The 19,186-nt window shown below is 33.9% G+C and carries 10 protein-coding genes and 1 riboswitch; of the genes, 8 read left to right on the forward strand and 2 right to left on the reverse strand.

What is annotated here, in order from left to right; genetic code table 11:
• Nucleotides 1-8: 8 nt before the first annotated feature.
• Nucleotides 9-1,646, forward strand: a complete 1,638-nt coding sequence (locus tag Q1B05_RS11365) for a hypothetical protein (RefSeq protein ID WP_299780744.1) — start codon at nucleotides 9-11, stop codon at nucleotides 1,644-1,646.
• Between the two features lie 222 nt (nucleotides 1,647-1,868).
• Here the strand turns inward: Q1B05_RS11365 and nrdD are convergent, their stop codons facing one another.
• Entirely contained in the window at nucleotides 1,869-3,644 is a 1,776-nt protein-coding gene (gene nrdD / locus Q1B05_RS11370; RefSeq protein WP_299780746.1) for an anaerobic ribonucleoside-triphosphate reductase, read from the reverse strand.
• Between the two features lie 3 nt (nucleotides 3,645-3,647).
• Nucleotides 3,648-4,100 (reverse strand): anaerobic ribonucleoside-triphosphate reductase activating protein, encoded by a 453-nt coding sequence (gene nrdG / locus Q1B05_RS11375; RefSeq protein ID WP_299780748.1) that lies wholly within the window; start codon nucleotides 4,098-4,100, stop codon nucleotides 3,648-3,650.
• 126 nt (nucleotides 4,101-4,226) lie between these two features.
• A riboswitch (cobalamin riboswitch) is annotated at nucleotides 4,227-4,432 on the reverse strand.
• Nucleotides 4,433-4,798: 366 nt separating this feature from the next.
• Between nrdG and Q1B05_RS11380 the strand changes: the two genes are divergently transcribed.
• The 7 genes from Q1B05_RS11380 to Q1B05_RS11410 all read left to right on the forward strand — a co-directional run bounded on the left by Q1B05_RS11380 (nucleotide 4,799) and on the right by Q1B05_RS11410 (nucleotide 19,183).
• A complete protein-coding gene (locus Q1B05_RS11380) occupies nucleotides 4,799-8,968 on the forward strand; it encodes a two-component regulator propeller domain-containing protein (protein WP_299780750.1) in 4,170 nt (1,389 codons plus the stop codon).
• 370 nt (nucleotides 8,969-9,338) lie between these two features.
• Nucleotides 9,339-10,562, forward strand: a complete 1,224-nt coding sequence (locus Q1B05_RS11385; RefSeq protein ID WP_299780752.1) for a glycoside hydrolase family 88 protein — start codon at nucleotides 9,339-9,341, stop codon at nucleotides 10,560-10,562.
• Nucleotides 10,563-10,599: 37 nt separating this feature from the next.
• Complete coding sequence (locus Q1B05_RS11390; RefSeq protein ID WP_299780753.1) at nucleotides 10,600-11,436, forward strand: hypothetical protein; 837 nt, start codon at nucleotides 10,600-10,602, stop codon at nucleotides 11,434-11,436.
• A 150-nt stretch (nucleotides 11,437-11,586) separates the two neighbouring features.
• Nucleotides 11,587-13,158 (forward strand): hypothetical protein, encoded by a 1,572-nt coding sequence (locus Q1B05_RS11395; RefSeq protein WP_299780754.1) that lies wholly within the window; start codon nucleotides 11,587-11,589, stop codon nucleotides 13,156-13,158.
• Nucleotides 13,159-13,196: 38 nt separating this feature from the next.
• On the forward strand, nucleotides 13,197-14,582 hold the full coding sequence (locus Q1B05_RS11400) for an FAD-dependent oxidoreductase (protein WP_299780755.1): 1,386 nt from the start codon (nucleotides 13,197-13,199) through the stop codon (nucleotides 14,580-14,582).
• Between the two features lie 28 nt (nucleotides 14,583-14,610).
• Entirely contained in the window at nucleotides 14,611-17,109 is a 2,499-nt protein-coding gene (locus tag Q1B05_RS11405) for a heparinase II/III family protein (RefSeq protein WP_299780757.1), read from the forward strand.
• 61 nt (nucleotides 17,110-17,170) lie between these two features.
• The gene (locus tag Q1B05_RS11410) at nucleotides 17,171-19,183 is read left to right on the forward strand and encodes a GDSL-type esterase/lipase family protein (protein ID WP_299780759.1); all 2,013 of its coding nucleotides are present in this window, start codon (nucleotides 17,171-17,173) and stop codon (nucleotides 19,181-19,183) included.
• Nucleotides 19,184-19,186 lie beyond the last annotated feature (3 nt).

The raw sequence follows: 19,186 nt of genomic DNA on the forward strand, positions 1-19,186 counted from the left end.
ATAATGATATGAAAAAAACAATACTGACAGGGCTATTAGCCTTAATTATACAACTTGGTTATTCTCAAGAAAAGGTTCTTGTTAAAGCAACAGCTCAAGGCGAAAAATTTGAGCATTTTTGGAGTAAAAGTGTTGGTGCTGGTCGTGCTAACGAAGGCTTACGTGCCGGATGGTTAGAACAACTAGAAATGGTACAAGAAGATTGTGGATTTGAATATGTGCGTTTTCATGGCATATTCCATGACGATATGTTTCCGGTATTTGAAAAAGATGGAAAAATTACATACAACTGGCAATATATAGATGATTTATTTGACAGAATGTTAGATCTTAATGTAAAACCTTTTGTAGAATTAGCATTTTTTCCTTCTGCATTAGCAGCAGAAAATAGTAAAACACAATTTTGGTGGAAAGCTAATATTACACCAGACGAATCTAAATTTGGAGAATGGCATAACTTGGTTAAAGCATTTACTCAGCATTGTGTAGATCGTTATGGTATTGATGAAGTATTAACATGGTATTTTGAAGTTTGGAACGAACCAAATTTACACTATGGCTTTTTCGATGGTACAAAATCTCAGTATTTCGAATTGTATAAACAATCTGTAACAGCTGTAAGATCTGTAGATAATCGTTTTAAAGTTGGTGGACCCTCAAGTAGTAATTTTGTGGCAGACGGACGTTACGATGGAGAAGTTGAAAGTAGAAGTGGAGATCTTATAACATTTACAGCCGATAATATTAACGATTTAGAATGGAAAGGCGCATGGATAGAAGATTTCTTAGCGTATTGTAAAAAAGAAAAACTACCAGTAGATTTTGTGTCTACTCATCCATACCCTACAGACTATCCGTTTAACCCAACTACAGGAGCAGGAAAAGATTTTTCTCGTTTTGTAAATTCTACCAAAACAGACATGGAGTGGTTAAATAAAGTAATTAAGAAAAGTGCTTATCCAAATGCCGAAATTCATTTAACAGAGTGGAATACAAGTCCGAATAGTAGAGATGCTATGCACGACTTTTTACCACCTGCAGCGTATATTGCTAAAGTGAATTTAGATTGTATTGGACTAGCGAATTCTTTAGCATTTTGGACATTTACCGATATTTTTGAAGAAAAAGGAGGTGCAGAAAGTATCTTTCATGGTGGTTTCGGAATGATAAATTATCAAGGATTAGTAAAGCCATCTTACCATGCATACCGTATGTTACATCAATTAGGAGATGAAAAGCTTTTTAAAAATGATTACTTATTTGTCAGTAAAAAATCTACAGATGGTAAAGTTGTGGCGTTGGCTTATAATTATCCAGAAGATCACTACAAAGCGGTGCCGTCAAGTATTAAAAAAATCGAGAAATATGAAAATGGAAAACCACGCCAATTAGATTTTAGTATTTCAGATTTAAAACCTGGTACAATGTTTAAAATAGAGGTCTTAGATTCAAACAGTGGAAATATTTATAAATATTGGGAATCTATGGGGAAACCAGAACCACCAACTCGCGAGCAAATTAAAGTAATGAAGCAATATGCCGAAAATTTAAATACTGAATTAATTACTGCAAATACCAAAGGTGAAGTTAAAATTAAACGAGAATTAAGTCCTTGGAGTTTAGTTCTTATTGAACAAGTAAATTAATTGACACATCAGACTAAATTTACAGTAGTTTAAATTCTGGAATCTATTTGTCAGATTAGAAAAAAATAATACTGTAGTTTTTAAAAAATTATCAAGAATTATATTTTGCTATCAAAATAAGGCTGTCTTTTTAGACAGCCTTATTAGTTTATAATATGTGGCGATACTATAAAGGCTCCTGTTTTATTTAATTTTAAAACGTTAATTATAAAAATACTTCTGTTAGTCTAAATGATAGAACCGTAATTCGGCTTCCTTTTGTCTCGCAGAGCTAAAGTTAGAAACACGTTTTAAATACCCAATAACTCGTGTACCATAATCGACGTCTGTAGAACCACAATTACTGCATTTTTGAAGCGTTTTTTTATCGATATTATTGCAACTATTACAAATGGTAATTTTTATATTAAAGCAAAAATAATTACATCCAGCCATTGCTGTGGCGTTAATTAACTTTAAAAATCCATCTTTATTAGGTGCTTCTTCTAAATTTAAATGTAATGCAGAACCTCCATCTAAATATTTAATAATATCATCTCCATGCAATATAATTTTATCTAGTGTATTTATCGAAGTATCTTCAACAGCATAGAAATAGGAATTATAACATTCTCGCGGGGAGAATAATCCCTCATCTTTATCCCATTTTGCATTTTTAACGCCTAAATTTTCGGCAGGGACAAACTCGGTATTAAACATATAACCAAACTCTTTTTTAGCGTCTTTATTAGCATCATAAATAATCTTAAGATGTTTAGATACAAACGCTTTATAGGTATCGTTATTCTTTGCATTTATGCCAAGACTTTCTGCAGCTTCAACCATTCCATTAATTCCAATGGTTAAAAATTGTTTTTCTAAAGCAATAAAACCCGAATTATAAGCAGGTAACATACCTGCACTTTTATATTCTTCAATTAAACTTCTATAGGCTACTTGATATTTTTGAATTTTATGAATTACCGTTTTAAGATTGTATCCTTTTTGTACTAAGCGATTCATGTTTAAAGTAATTACATTAATAGATCCTGTAGATACGCCTCCTGCACCAAGGGAATAGCTAAAGGTATTATCACTAATTTCGTTTCTTAAACGACAACAAGATGCTAAGCTATCTGCACTTTCTGATTGATAGATAAAAAATGAGTTTCCTTGACTTAATTCGGAAGCACACATTTCAGCAAAATTATGGTCTACGGGTTTACCATTTTTTACCAACATTGCTGCTGTAACTACAGGGAATGTTAATACTGCTTTTTCTCGTTCGGCATTAAACCACGTCATGAAAAATTGTTGTAATTTATTTAAGCTCTCGAGTTCTGGTTTACTCATATCTGGAAACACAAATTCGCCAAACAGACTTTCAAAATATTTTTCATCATATAAAGAGATGTTCCAAAAAACGGACTGATATCCTCTTGCTGCAGCTGGCTGATTTATAGCATATACAACATGTTGCAAATGATTTTCAATCGTCTTATTATTAGTATTTAAATAATCGTTTCCAAAATCTTTACGCGCAAAATAATCAAAATACAATAAAAATTCTACAGTTGCTAAAGCTCCTGCAAACTGCGAACTCACAGCAAAAACAAGATTAACAAATTCGCCACAAAAACTCTCCAAATGCTGTGGTGCTTTGCTTTCTCCTCCTAATTTTGTTAATCCATCAAATAAAAATGGGTACATGCTAATAGAGGCACAATAAGGTTTTAAAGACGTTTCGTCATGAATGTATATTTCATGAGATTCTATTTGACGTACATATTCGTTAGCTAAATCATCACCAAATAATTCTGCTATTTTATTTTTAACCAACTGCCTGTTTACCTGAATATTAATGTCTTTATTCAATTCAGCCTCCATCGTCGCTATATTTTTTGAAGACACATTAGCATTGGCATCCATTTTAGAGCCATCGGCTGCATTTGAAGCACTAATATAATTACTAATGAAATTGATTTTTTTATTTACCTGTTCTTGGGTTAATCTAATCATAGCTTAATGGTTTTTGAAAAATAAATGATTTAATAACTTATTTGATTGTACGTGTATGAATTTTTGATTGGTAGATGCAATGTCTAATCCGCCTAGTTCTGAAATCCATCTACCGGTTTTAACCCAAGTAAGATGGTTTAATATCTTTTTATTAATATGTTGTTCGCCACTATAAAGACATGTTTTATAACCCTCAGTTTTAGCTAAACACAAGTAATTAATAAGTTCTGTTTCGTGCCATTCTCCGCCCATAAACAAGATACAGCTAGCAAAGCCTTTATATTTTTTTAAGAGACCTTTGAAAAATTCTGAAGTTAGTTTTTTTCCATGCTTTTCTTTCCATAGCATAGGAGAGTGACAGCCCTTACAATGTAGTTTACAGCCACAAATACTTAAACAAATACTAATTTCTCCAGGAACTTCCTGAAGTACAACTTGAATGTTTGTGTAATACATTCTCTCTTAAATTTATTCAATAAAACGACTGTTTACAGACCATTTTATCGATTGGTTAATCGTCAAAAAGCTAAGAGTATCTATAAAAAAGAATATTCTATGCCAGTTACCTTTTTCCCGAAAGTTAGACATGGTTTTGAATCTGGCAGGTCTTCTGACTTACTCCTGTTTTACGTCTTCCCATTTCGGTTTATTAGAAACAGTGACTAAAAGAATGTAAAACATTTTAGAGAGTTTACAGCTGCGGGAACAGTTCAGGTTTTTAACCTGATTCCCTTTTTAATCCTTGAATACTAGTACGGTATCCTAGAACCAAATTCTAAGTTAAAAGTAATTAAGAAATCTATATGTAAATTATATATGTAGTTATTTTATTAAGATAGTTGTTAACAAGAAGTGAAATTTAAATATCGTTTTTCTAAATTAATTAATTTTTTTGTAAAAAAGTATTCTTATAAATACACACTTTATATCAGAGATTTCTTATTATAATAGATTAGATAAAGAGATGATAGAGATAACGTATTATCAATTAATTTTTTAATCTTAAAAAAAGTAACCAACTACACTTATAAACATAAGTCCCAGTTATTTTATATAGTTTAATTTACCATTAAATATAATTAAGTTTGTGTAGCTCCAGAAGCCCTTTCTGTATAAGATATAAGATGTATGATTTTAAAATTTAAAAAGTAGTAATGAATTTAAAATGGTATACGCTTAGTGTTTGTTTTATGCTTGTTTTTTCAGTATCAGCTCAATACAATACATTAAAATTCGAAAATATAAATGCTGTCGATGGCTTATCTAGTGGTACCTGTTTAGATATCTATCAAGATACGGATGGGTATTTATGGTTCGGAACTATCGATGGGTTAAATAAGTTTAATGGTTACGATATTGAAGTGTTTAGACCAGACGAAACAGATTCTACTACAATTAGTAATATCAGAATAAATGCTATTACAGGCGATAAGGACGGAAATTTATGGATTGGAACCAATAATGGGTTAAATTTTCTGAACAAAAAAACGAATCGATTTTCTCGTGTTCCTATTTTTAAACCAAACACTATTAACACTATCAACGGAACTGTTGTTAATACATTATTGTACGATGCATTTGAGCATGAGTTATGGGTGGGGACCAATTCTGGTGCTGTAAAAATTGAGTTTGATGATGCTCAAGATCTGTCGTCTCCATTTAACACATCACGCTATAAAAATGAAATTAATGATGAAAATTCATTAGATAATAATAGTGTAAATGTTATCGTTCAAGATAAACAGCATAACATTTGGATGGGGACTAACGGGCCTTATCTTAATAAATACAATGTGCATACAGATAATTTTGAACGGGTTTTAATAGAGCATAAAAGAGCTTACGAATTAAATCATATTTCCAAAAGTGTGTATATCGATAATCAAGGCGATTTCTGGATCGGAAACGACTTGGCTAATTTAGTACACTGGCAGCGAGAAACGAATCAATTTAATCAGGTTGCGGTTTTAGATCAACACATACCAATAAATGATATTTATAAAGATCACGAGGGGTTAATCTGGGTCTCTACAGATGGTCACGGTTTGTATTTGTTTGATGATCATTTTAAAACATTAAAGCAACACATTGTACATAATCCATCCGATTTATTTTCATTACCCAATAATCAGCCGACTAAGATATTTCAAGATAAAAACGATATATTTTGGATTGGTAGTTATAATAAAGGCGTTAGTAAATTACAGCTCTCAAAAAATGCATTTGGTCACTACTATTATCAGCCTAATAATCCTGAGGGGTTAAACGGAGAAATTGTGCAATCTGTTTTAGAGGATTCGGAACAGCGTATTTGGCTTGGGGTGTATAATCAGGGATTGAATTTGTTTAATGAAGCAGAGCAGACCTTTACACATTATAGTCATAAACCAGAAGACCATAATTCGCTTAGTTCTAATAAAATTCTATACACTTTTGAAACTACCGATGGGTATATTTGGATTTGCACTTTCGATGGCGGTATAAATCGGTTCAATCCAAATACCGGTAAATTTAAGCCGTTTTTACATCATGAATTAGATAGCACTACACTAGCGCAAAATGCGGTTTGGACTGGGGTAGAAGATTCGGAACACAGAATTTGGTTAGGCTTAAAATCGGAAGGTTTAAATCTTTATAATCCAAACACAGAGCGTTTTCATCAGTTTAAAAATCAGTTTAATGTAGACACTGGTTTAGCAAGTAATTTTATAGTGTCCTTGTTTGTCGATTCTAAAAACCGATTGATTATAGGGACCACGCAAGGTTTAAATGTCTTAGACTTAAATACTTTAGAGGCTTTTATTCCAGAGTACATTAAGGTGTTAGATGTTATTGATAAGACAATACAAGGGATTCGTATAAACGATATTATTGAAGATGGCTCTGGGCATATTTGGTTGGCTGCCGATAATGGGCTACATAAGTTAGATGCACAATGTCAACTTTTACAATCGTATACAACTAAAGACGGGTTACCAAATAATTTAATCGTGGGCTTAGCCATAGACGATGCTAAAAATATATGGTTAAGTACTAAAAGTGGTATGTCTGTTTTTAATCCAGAGACGCATCATTTTAAAAATTTTAATATTATAGATGGTTTACAAGGTTTAGAATACCAAAGTAAGTCTATAGAAAAAACAAAAGATGGTCGCATACTCGCAGGAGGTTTAAACGGATTTAATATTTTTGATCCAGAATTAATGCTTACAGATTCTATACCATTACTCACCCCCATAATATCTAATTTGCGTTTGAATAATAGAACGGTTAGTGTGGGAGATACTATAAATGGTCGCATATTATTAGATCAGAACATTTCGGAAACAGACCAAATCAACTTGAAATATAACGAAAATAACATTTCCTTCGATTTTGTAGCCTTATTTCTAGACAACCCAAATCAAGTGCAATACACCTATCAACTCGAAGGTGTGGATGATGATTTTGTTAAAGCGGGATCTAATAGGCAAGTTAATTATTCGAATTTACAGGCAGGCAATTATGTGTTTAAAGTAAAAGCGTCTTTAGACGGTTCTTGGGACACACAAGAGGCAAGTGTTTTAAACCTAAAAGTGTATCCGCCATTTTGGAAAACGTGGTACGCGTATTTGGCTTATATGGTTATTATTGCATTATTAATTTGGACCTTTCTAAAGTTGTATACTCGAAATGTAGAAGATGCACAGAAACACAAATTAGATTTAATGAAACTGGAATTTTTTGTGAATGTCTCTCATGAATTTAGAACGCCTTTAACTTTAATATTAAATCCGTTAGATAAAATTTTAAATCATTTTAAGGAGACCGAAGTAATTGAATCCTCTGCGCTTACTGCTCAAAGAAGTGCCAGACGCTTGTTGCATTTAATCAATCAATTATTAGATTATAGAAAAATGGATGCAGGAATGGCGCCCTTGCAATTAGAGCGTGGCGATATCGTCACGTTTACCGAAACTATCTTTTCATTATTTAAAGGGCTTGCAGAAACCAAACACATTAATTATGTTTTTCAATCGAACACCAAAACTATTTCTGGGGTTTACGATTTTGATAAAGTTGAAAAAATAATTACCAACCTCATCTCGAATGCCATAAAATACACCGATTATGGTGGTGAGATTACGGTAACAGTTACTGCTATGTCGGTAGATCAAGGACAGACTAAACCTTTAAAATTAAATAAAAAATCACTGACAGATTATGTCGAAATTAGTATAAAAGACACTGGACGTGGGATGAAGAAGAAGCAACTAGAACATGTGTTTTCTAGGTTTTATAATTTAGATGAAACCAAATCAGGAACCGGTATCGGACTTCATTTTACTAAAGGCTTAGTCCATATGCATCAAGGTGAAATTCTAGTACATAGCGCGCCTAAAAAAGGAAGTGAGTTTATCGTTAGACTTCCAATTAAAACTCAAGGAAAACTGGCAAATGTGGCGCATGAGAAAAATGAGTTTTTAATAAATTCGATGAAAGCCGTAGAGTATGACCTATTGGTTTCTAATTCCGAAAGAGCTACAGAACATACAGCACCCGATAGTACGCAAACAAAAACACACACGGTTTTAATTGTAGAAGATAATAGAGAATTAAGATTGCATTTAAAAGACGACTTAGAAGATTACTATAATGTACTTACTGCAGAAGATGGGAAAAAAGGATTAAAGAAAGCCTTAAAGCGGTATCCCGATCTTATTATTAGCGATGTTATGATGCCTAAGATGGATGGTTTTGACATGTGTAAAGCATTAAAATCGGATTTAGAAACGAGCCATATCCCAATTATTTTATTAACAGCACGTACAGGAGATCAGGATCAAATTTCTGGTTTCGATCATGGTGCAAATGCCTATGTTCCTAAACCTTTTAAAATTGAAGTCCTTCGTGCGCGTATTAAGAATTTATTAGAAGCTAAAGCTAGGTTACGTGAAAAATTTTCAACGTTGGGTACATTACTTCCGTCTAGTGAACTTACTACAAACTCTATAGATGAGGCTTTTTTAGAAAAAGTTACTAAAGTGGTCTTAAATAATATTAGCGATCAGGATTTTAAAATAGATGATGTTTTAGAGGATATGGGAATTGGAAGATCACAATTTTTTAGAAAAATTCAATCTATAACAGGACAAAATCCGAGTAGTTTTATCCGCACGATTCGATTAAAATATGCGTCCGAATTATTGCAAAATAGCTCGTATTCTATAAAAGAAATTACGCATATGTCAGGGTTTAATTCTTCAACATATTTTGGAAAAACGTTTAAAGATTTATTTAATCTTACCCCAACAGAATATATTAATCAAAATAGAAAGGTGTAAACTTCTTTAAAATTTTTTAACGTATAACATAAAAAAGATCAATTCTTTTTAAACAGAGACCGTCGTATAAACATATGACGGTTTCTTATTTTTTAGTCAAATTTCCCGCTTTTTAAAGATGTTTTTAAGACCATATTTTATTGTGTATTACATAAAAATGATAAATGATTAACGATTCAATTTTTAGACGAATTATGATTCAATATTTTTAAAACTATTGTTTTTCAGGCTGTTTTGATGGTTGTTTTTAAAAAATGGACTATAATTTTGAGATATTGAGTAATAGTTTTGAGGTATTCTTTATTTGAAAAGTTATTTTTAATGGTGTGAAAATACCGTTCAAAATAAACTCAAATTCAAAATATAAAACATGAATATTTTTAAGAAAATTATTACTGTATCATGTGTTGCTTTCATGTTATCCAGTTGTGGTAATTCAAAAAAAGAATCGACAACCTCGGAGGTCGATCCGGTTTTACAAGCAAACACCGAAAAGATTAGTCAAACTATTAATACTATAAAAGTAAGAGACAGTTTTCCAAGAACAATTCTTAAAGAAGATACGCAATGGGAATTGGTTGGTGTGCGCGATTGGTGTAGTGGATTTTGGCCTGGCATTTTATGGTATGCTTACGAATTTTCGGGAGATGAAAATATTAAACAAGCAGCAGTAGAGTTTACAGATCCAATTAAAACTGTAGCCTATTCAAAGGCGCTAGATCATGATATCGGATTTCAAGTATATTGTAGTTTTGGAAATGGCTATCGCTTAACCGGAAACGAAGCTTATAAAAAAGTCATGCTTGCCGCGGCCGATACTTTAGCAACGTTATACAATCCTAAAGTAGGAACTATACATTCATGGCCAATGAAACCAGAATATCCTCACAATACGATTATAGATAATATGATGAATTTAGAGCTGTTGTTCTGGGCTGCTAAAAATGGAGGAGATAAGAGACTTTATGATATTGCTGAAAGGCATGCAGAAGTTACAATGAAATATTTAGTTAGACCTGATTATTCTACGTATCACTTAGGATCCTTTGATGATGAAACAGGAGAGTTTCTAAGAGGTGTTGCCCATCAAGGCTATGCCGATGATTCTATGTGGGCACGCGGTCAGACTTGGGGAATTTATGGTTTTGCTTTTTCGTATCGAGAAACGGGACGTAAAGATTTTTTAGAAACGTCTATCAAATTAGCCAATAAATATTTAGAACGCTTGCCAGAAGATGGAGTCCCGTTTTGGGATTTCGACGATCCAAAAATACCAAATGCGCCTAAAGATGCTTCAGCTGCAGCAGTAGCAGCTTGCGGAATGTTAGAATTATCAACTTTAGTTGAAGATAAGCAATTACAAAAAAAATATTTTAATGAAGCTAAACGCTTTATTACCACGTTATCTTCAGATGCTTATTTAAGTAATGCTACAAATGAAGCATTATTACTGCATTCTACAGGGCATCATCCACGTAACTCAGAAGTTGACGCTTCTATCATTTATGCCGATTATTATTATATGGAAGCCTTGTTACGATTAAAAAAATTGAATGAGATCAGAAAGCCTGAAGGTTTAAATCCTAAAAATTAAATATATGCAATATTTTAAAATCATTTTTTTCACATGCATGTTACTATGCATACCGCAATTTTTTCACGGACAAACCATACCTTATAGTATCGGTAGAATTGTAGTAAGTTCAGATGGGAATGAACATGATCACGACGATTGGGCAGCAACACCATTTACGCTCGCCTTGTTGGCAGCTCATAATTTGCAGGATAAATTAACCGTATATACCTTTAGTGATCACATTTGGGGCAGTAATCATAATAAAAGTGAAGGCAAAGCGCAAATGCGTATAAGTGCTTTAGAAGGCAAAGAAATTTATAATTTTAAGAATTCTAATTTTATTGAAGCTGTAGAAGATTCTACAAAAGCGATAAAAGCAATTATTAAGGAAATTAATAAATCTTCAAAAAAAAATCCGCTAACTATTATAGCAGCAGGACCTATGCATGTGGTTGGTAGTGCTATTGAAAAGGCACATGTTTCTAAATTAAAATTCGTTCGTATTATTTCACATTCAAACTGGAATGATAATCATGCAGATAAACCATATGATTGGGAACAGCATTCGGGATGGACATGGAAAGAAATACAAGATAAATTCGAGTCTAAAGGATTGATCATTGATAGAATTGCTAATCAAAATGGAGGAGATGATTATAATGGCATGAAAGCACCCAAAGCATTATTCGATTGGATTAAAACATCTCCAATCCGTAATCATTCAGAAGAAATGCAAAAACAATTAGATTGGTTGTATTCTAGACAACTAACCTGTGTTAAAAAAGGAGATTTTGATCCTTCAGACGCAGGGATGATAATCTATTTACTAACAGGAAAACAAAAAACAAATCCTTCAGATGCTAAAGCTATTATTGAGGGAGGTGTTAAATAATTCGGGTAATTATTTTTAGTAATAATACATTTTAATCAGACAGTAAAAGCTTAAATAACAAGTGGTTTTAGATGTAGGTAATTTGTCTGCAAAGGGAAAGTTATGCTTAAAAAAAAGTTGACTTGTTTTAAATTTGATGCGCTTAGATTTATGAAAAAAAATATAATAATAATAATAATAATAATTGCAGCTTTATTTTGTTGTTCGGTACTTTTTGCTCAAAATATGAATGAAGTAGCCTCTAGTCATTTTTCAACTTTAAATTGGGTAATCTTAATCGTTTTCCTTTTAGGAACCACCTTAATTGGCGAACTCGTTAAAAATAAAGACAAAGGTTTAGATGCTTTTTTTAAAGGTGGAAACAACCTGCCTTGGTGGGCTGTTTCTTTATCGTTAATAGCAACAAAAACAAGTGTAGCTACATTTATAGCAGTACCCGCATTTATATTTTCTATGAATGGAAATTTAACCTATTTACAAATGACAATTGGTTTTGCTTTAGGGAATGTGCTATTTGTTTTTGTTTTACTAAAAGAATATTACGAAGAAGGCATTTTTAGTCCGTATGATTTTATTCAGAATAGATTAGGTATTAGAGTGAGTCAGTTATCTCGTGCCTTTTTTATGATTGGAGCAACTATGAGTCAAGGCGTACGATTATTAGGAACCGCTCTGGTATTAAGTGTTATTACCGGACAAGACACGGTAGTTTGCATTGTTATTATTGCTGTTTTTGCAGTGGTATGGTCTTATATTGGAGGAATTACCACTGTAGTTTGGACCGACGCTATTCAATTTGTCATTTTTATTTTAGGTGCCTTTTTTGCTTTGTTTTATGCCATTGGAGATATACCAGGAGGTTTTGGCGAAATGATGAATATTGCAGATGAAAAAGCAAAACTAGTGCTTTTTGATTTGTCTTTAGACCCTCATAAAACGTATACCTTATGGGTTGGTGTTTTGGGGTGTACCTTTTTCGAATTTGGATCTAATGCTATAGATCAAGTCGTGACTCAACGTGCTTTATGTTGTAAAAATTTAAAAGAAGCAAGAAAAGCGGTTGCTTTTTCAGTAGTAGGAGTAGCGACCACTTGGATTATGGCTTTTGTAGGTATTGGTTTGGTAGCATATTACAATATTAATCCATTATCAGAACTAGTCAATAATTCCATTAGTTCAGAGCCTGATAGAATTTTTCCGTATTACGTTGTTAATGAGTTACCAAATGGTATCTCTGGATTAATTATAGCAGCCATGTTTGCCGCAGGTATTTCTACTTTAGATTCAGCATTAACAGCCTTATCACAAACAAGTGTTATGGGCGTAGGAACTTTAGTATTTCCTAAATTAAAAACCATGGCCGAAAACAAAGTGGTAAAAATCTCTAAAATAGCTATAGTTGTTTGGGGCGTTACTTTAGCAGTTTTGGCATATGGATTTAGCTTTTTTCAAGATGGGGGCTTATTAGCTTTAGGGTTTAAAGTTCCCGGCTATGCATACGGTGCTTTAATAGGAATTGCTTTTTTAGCCTTGATGAGAAAAGGAAATTTTACAGGAATAGTGTCAGGTGCTATTATTGCTGTTTTCACTATTGCGTGGATGCATTACGAAGGCATCAGTTTCTTTTGGTGGTTCCCTGTAGGAGCCTTAATTGTAATTATTGTAGCACTAATACATTCAAAAATAATAACCAATACAGGAAATCAAACATCTGTTGTTTAAATATAAAATCAACATTAATAATTAAAAGAATAATTAAAATGAAAACATTTAAAACCACATTAATAGAAGGATTTGATGTCATTGTTGTAGGAGGTGGTGTTTCAGGTAGTCATGCAGCAATTGCATCAGCCAAAACAGGAGCCAAAACATTATTAATAGAACAATTTGGTTTTTTAGGCGGATCGTTAACTGCGATGGGAGTTGGTCCGATGATGACTTTTCATAATAAAGCAGGAAGACAATTAGTGTTCGGTTCTCCAAATGAAATGGTGAATCGTTTAATAGAAAAAGGGGCTAGTCCAGGACATATATTAGACAGTACAGGATATTGTTCTACCGTAACGCCTTTTGATGCTGAAATGTTAAAGGTAACTTTAGAAGATATGGTGCGAGAAGCTGGTGCAGAAATATTATACCATACGCGTCTGATTGATATTTCGCAAGAAGGTAGAGAAATCAAATCTGTATTTATTCATAATAAAGGAGGCATTCAAGAAATTCCTGCTAAGATATTCGTAGATGCTAGTGGAGATAGTGAAATCGTTAAACTCTCTGGCGTACCGTTTACAGAAGGGCGTCCGGAAGATAATAAATCGCAACCCATGACAACCAATATTAAAGTGGGTAATGTAAATACTGAAAAACTTAGGGAATACATGATTAATAATTGGGATCAGTTTGATGCTGAAGAACGTTCTGCCAATAAAGCCGAAATTCTTAAGAAAACCAAACGTATTTCTACATGGGGCTTTTACGATTTATGGAATGCAGCCAAAGCTAAAGGCGAGGTTACCGTGCCTAGAGATAATGTGTTGTTTTTTGAAACCAATACTGAAGGCGAATTTATTTTTAATACCTCTCGTGTGCTTGGTTTTGACCCTTTAAATCCATTCGACTTAAGTAAAGCGGAAACTATGGGACGTAAACAATGTGTCGAAATTTTTAACTTTCTTAGAAACTACGCACCAGGTTTTGAAAATGCCACTTTTGTGAGTACAGCACCACATATTGGGATTAGAGAATCTCGCCATCCGCATGCTAAATATGTGCTTTGTGCAGAAGATTTGGTAAATGAAGTAAAATTTAAAGAACCTATTGCTGTTGGTGGTTATCCGTTAGATATTCATTCTCCTGATGGTGGAAATACAGATACGGTTCACCTAAAAGATGAAGGCGCGTATTACATTCCTAAAGATTCATTATTAACAAATGAAGTTGATAATTTGGTGCTTTCTGGGCGTGCTATTGGTGCCGATCATCATGCCAGTGCTGGATTACGAGTTACACCTATTGCCATGGCCATTGGTCAAGGTGCAGGAACTATTGCGGGCTTATCTGTAATGGAACATGTATTGCCTAACGATTTAGAGTATGCTAAATTAAAACAAGAGCTTGAAGACCATGGGGCTTATTTGGGAAACTAAAACATATTAATACAAAAAAAATTAATTCATGAAAACCAAAAACTTAATTGTTCTCGTTGGTATTCTTTTTAGCATCACTGTTGTGGCTAGAGAATCGGATCACAACATAATTTTAAGTAGTACGCACCAATCCAAAGTGGCTAAAGTAAATGAAACCATTACTTACTCATTTGAAATTAATAATGTTACTGATACGGAACACGTGTATCATGTTCAAATTAGAAATCCAAGAACATTAGCTTGTCAGGTTACTTTAAAAGATACCTTAGTTACAGTTAAGGGAAATCAAGTGTATCACGGTGCATTTTTAGTTCAAGTCAGTGATAGAATTCCTGTTGGCGGACAAGAATCAAGTTTTTTAGATATAAAAAATGAAGGGAATACACGTATTGAAACTTTAGAATTTATTACGGTACGGTATAAACCACATCCATTCATTTTTGTAACGGATGCCGTGTTAGCAGAAGCTAAAGACAAGGTGAAGCATGTCGATTGGGCGAAACAAAATTTAGACGCACTAATAGATTTTGCAAATCAATACGAAGTACCAGAACGAAAAATTGTAGACCTAGCTAGAAATACGCGCAGATGGAAAAGTCTTTCTTATCATGCTTCCGATTCCGAGAAGGCTTTTCAAGTACTCTTAGCGTATAAATTTACTGGGCATCAGGAGTATTTAAATAAAGTACTTCGGTTAGTTAAAGAGGTCACAGATCCGGAACACGGGTATTTATCTATTGGTGCAGCAACAACGGGCGTTCAGGTGCATGAAGGGAATTTCTTTATGTACTTAGCAGCCATATGTGATGTGTTATATGGTGAAGATGTTTTGACTAAACAAGAGCGTGAGAATATTGAAAATACGATGCGTTTGTATTTAGAGCAAGATCGTGAGCATATGAGTCCTATAGGTATTATGAACCATCAAGCCAGTGCCAATGTTGGAGCTGTAATCACGGCGCTTTTTCTTCAAGATATGACCGCAGTGAATCATTTTGTAGAAAGTGATGGCGGTCTTATAGATCAAATGACCAAAGGAATAATGGCCGATGGTTGGTGGTTTGAAGGGACTCCGGGGTATTGCTATTTGGTAACCGAAAGGTTTAGTCTTACCGCTCAAGCTTTTGAAAATTACGGATGGAATTTATACGACAGACGTTTTCCTATGCGATTTAAAAGTAAAGATTTTGAAAATGTAAAAGCAGGTTATACGGGAATGAAATTTGATATTTGGGGACCTACAGGTAGCAGTACCAGAGGCCTTAAAGAAATGGTGAACGCTTATATTCCTATGATGGATGAAGACGCTAATTTAATTCCTAATAACGACGGAACGGTTTCAAAACCTCATGAGTTTTATGAATTGGCTTATAGACATTTTGGGCAAGAAAATTTGGCTTGGGTAATCAGTAAATCTGAAAGAGATAGTTGGGAATCGTTGTTGTATGGTGTTGCAGAACTTCCTAAAGTAGAAGATCCTAGATCAGAATCAGAATATGTGTCTAATGTTGGCTTGGTAGCCTTGCGTTCTCAACCAAAAAATAAAACCCCAGAAGACCAAATTCAAGCCTATTTCAAATTTGGAACGCATGGCGGTTGGCATGGACATTTAGATAGAACCGGAATGATTGCTTTAAACCGTTACGGACATAAGTATTTTGGAACCGAAATGGTGTGGTTTGGTTATGGCGATCCTGGATATAAGGAGAGTGTGCAAGCTTCGGCAACTCACAATATGGTTGTGGTTGATGGATTGCAGCAAGAAGCTGTACCATCAGAACAACTATTGTTTTATAAGGGCGATATCATGCAAGCGACTGTGGTACAAACAAAAGCCCGATGGAGACGGATTCCCATTTTTAATAAGGACCTGTTTCCTCCATGGAATGATTTCGATTTTGAACCTGATTTTGAACCCGTACTACAACGTAGACTTTCTATTGTAACAGATGATTATGTTGTTATAGCGGACTATATGCAAGCCCCTCAAAAACATACTTACGATTGGATGTTACATCCTGTTGGATTTCAATCTATTGATGGCACAAAAGCCAAAGGAGGCATAAAGCCAACATTAAGTGACGATTCAAATTCTCAATACAAATACTTTACCAACGCACAATGGTATCAGTCAAAAGATGGGACTGAAGTCCAATTTCAAGAGCATGATATGAAGTTGGATGTCCATACCCTTTGGCCAAAAAAAGCGGATGTTGTAGTGGCAAGTTATCCAAATGGAGGTAAGCAACGCGACATCAGAAATAATCCAGATCGAGCAACTTATGGCGTTCGGGTATCTGGTAAAGAAGCTCAGTTTTTAACGGTTTTAGAACCGTATAAAAATGCATCTGCAATTTCTAAGATCACATCGAAAAATGAAAACGAACTCACCGTGTATCTTAAAGACGGAAAGAAACAAGTTATTCGTATAGCCCATATTAAAGATGCAAATATAAAGGTCACTATTAAAGCGTATGTGAATGAGGTGTTAGTTGCAACAAATCAAGCTCTAGCTACTGATAATTAAATTTTTTAAAAAGGCACTTACTTTAAAACTTACCCATCATTAACTAAAGATAAATAATAACATGAAAAAAATAATTAGCCTTGTGTTTATGATCATGGCGGTTTTTATAGCGCATGCAAAACCTGTTTCAAAGGACACTATATTTATAAATTCAGTAGAAAAGTTAGCGAAATATGCTGCTAAGAGCAATGTAGTAGTTAAAATGAAACCTGGAGAATATGCTATAAATTCTATTAAAATAGGAGGTTTAAGCGTGTTTAAATATGTTGAAAATAATAAGCATAAGGGCGATTTCCGTATTGGTTCTCTCATTCATTTTTCAGGAAATAACAGTCAGTATTTTTTAACCGGAGTGACTCTTAATATTGATGGTAAATTGCATGATAATTACCCTAAAAGTGAGTTTAGCGAGTTTTTAGTGAGCGGAAACAATAATTATATAGAAGGCCTAAAAGGAAAAGATATTGGAAATCATGTCCCTGCAAAACGTGTACAAATGTTACGCGTTATGGGGGATGATAATATCATTAAAAATGCCGATTTATTTGTGCATGGATCCTACCCGTATGGGTATGGTCATTTGTTAGGAAAAGGAGGGAATGCTTTGGTGAAAACTCAAAAACATTCGGTGTTACTAGTAGAAGGCACAAATACGCAATTATTGGGGTGTAAAGTGGTGTCTCATGCCTTTGGTCATGGTATATTTATGCAAGGCGCGGTAAATACGTTACTACAAGATTGCTATGTAGAAGGTAAAAAGCGGTCTACTAACGAGATACTTGCAGAAACTTCTGGTCCTGCATTTAGCGTGGGCTTTAAAAGTGATTATCCGCCAGGAGTCATTCTGCCTAACGAAATAAAATCATTATCTGAAGACGGTATTAGAGCCTATCCTTCTGGAGGTTTAAGCGGCAGACGAACTCAAGGTGTAACGGTTATTAATTGTACCGTTAAAAACATGCGCTCCGGTTTCGATTTAAGTGCCAACTTACCACCGACTAAAATTGTAGGATCAACCGCTATTGGGTGTCAGGAAAAGGGATTTTCTGTAGGAGATCACGGCGTTATTGAACACTCTAAAGGCGATGCTTTATATGGTCCGCTAATTACTTTTGTGGGTAATAACATAAAAAACTGTACCATTGATTTAGAGTTAACCGATGCTGTAAGTGAGTACAACGTATCGCGCTTAGCGGAAATTAATGGATCTGGCCATCATATTACCATTCGTAATTATCAAAATAAAAAACGTAGTGTTGAAACTCCTATCGTTTTTGGAGAATCGTTTTGGGATGATGTGCACCGTTATAGAAACCCAGATAAACCTAGTGGAACTTATGCTGGCGCTAAAAATATTCAGTTATTTAATTACACAGGAATGCCCGTGAAGTTGAACGATTTATCTGTGAATTGTACCGTAACGAATTCAGAACAAAAGAACAAAGTTGTGAATGCCGGTATTGGCGGAAATTCGACAACTGATTTGTTAAGACGTGTAGACAAAGATGTCCTAGCAAAGCATCCAGATGTAGTGATTATGATGGTTGGAACCAACGATATGCTGAATTCTAATAAGATGATAGATTATGAAACCTACACAGCTAACTTAGAAACTTTGATTAAAAAGATTAAATCCAACGGATCGGAATTGATTTTAATGAGTCCTATTCCAGTAGATAGTGTTTATCTTTTCACTAGACATGATCGTGCGGTATTTAAAGAAACTCCAAATGAGAAAATAGATAAAGTAGGCGGAATTGTTAAAGCATTAGCTACAGAAAATAAAATCCATTTTTATAATTTGAATGCTGAATTTAAAGCTCTGAATTTACCACAGCACAATCAGGATGTATTCATAAAAAATGAAAAGAACAGCGAAAAAAAAGATGGTGTACACCCAACGGCATTAGGATATCGATTTATTGCACAAAACGTATATCAGTTTCTAAAAGCAAATCATCTATTAAAACCAGATCAAAACATTATGTGTTTTGGAGATTCTATCACGAGAGGTGATGGAGGTGGTGCAAATTATCCAACATATTTAAATGAGCTGTTAGTACAAAACAATTAATTC

Source organism: uncultured Formosa sp. (assembly GCF_947500765.1).
Taxonomy (GTDB): domain Bacteria; phylum Bacteroidota; class Bacteroidia; order Flavobacteriales; family Flavobacteriaceae; genus Formosa.

Bases quoted from the DNA above. Each gene is read 5' to 3' on its own strand.
- Q1B05_RS11365 (WP_299780744.1), top strand. From the start codon at position 9: ATGAAAAAAACAATACTGACAGGGCTATTAGCCTTAATTATACAACTT.
- nrdD (WP_299780746.1), bottom strand. From the start codon at position 3,644: ATGATTAGATTAACCCAAGAACAGGTAAATAAAAAAATCAATTTCATT.
- nrdG (WP_299780748.1), bottom strand. From the start codon at position 4,100: ATGTATTACACAAACATTCAAGTTGTACTTCAGGAAGTTCCTGGAGAA.
- Q1B05_RS11380 (WP_299780750.1), top strand. From the start codon at position 4,799: ATGAATTTAAAATGGTATACGCTTAGTGTTTGTTTTATGCTTGTTTTT.
- Q1B05_RS11385 (WP_299780752.1), top strand. From the start codon at position 9,339: ATGAATATTTTTAAGAAAATTATTACTGTATCATGTGTTGCTTTCATG.
- Q1B05_RS11390 (WP_299780753.1), top strand. From the start codon at position 10,600: ATGTTACTATGCATACCGCAATTTTTTCACGGACAAACCATACCTTAT.
- Q1B05_RS11395 (WP_299780754.1), top strand. From the start codon at position 11,587: ATGAAAAAAAATATAATAATAATAATAATAATAATTGCAGCTTTATTT.
- Q1B05_RS11400 (WP_299780755.1), top strand. From the start codon at position 13,197: ATGAAAACATTTAAAACCACATTAATAGAAGGATTTGATGTCATTGTT.
- Q1B05_RS11405 (WP_299780757.1), top strand. From the start codon at position 14,611: ATGAAAACCAAAAACTTAATTGTTCTCGTTGGTATTCTTTTTAGCATC.
- Q1B05_RS11410 (WP_299780759.1), top strand. From the start codon at position 17,171: ATGAAAAAAATAATTAGCCTTGTGTTTATGATCATGGCGGTTTTTATA.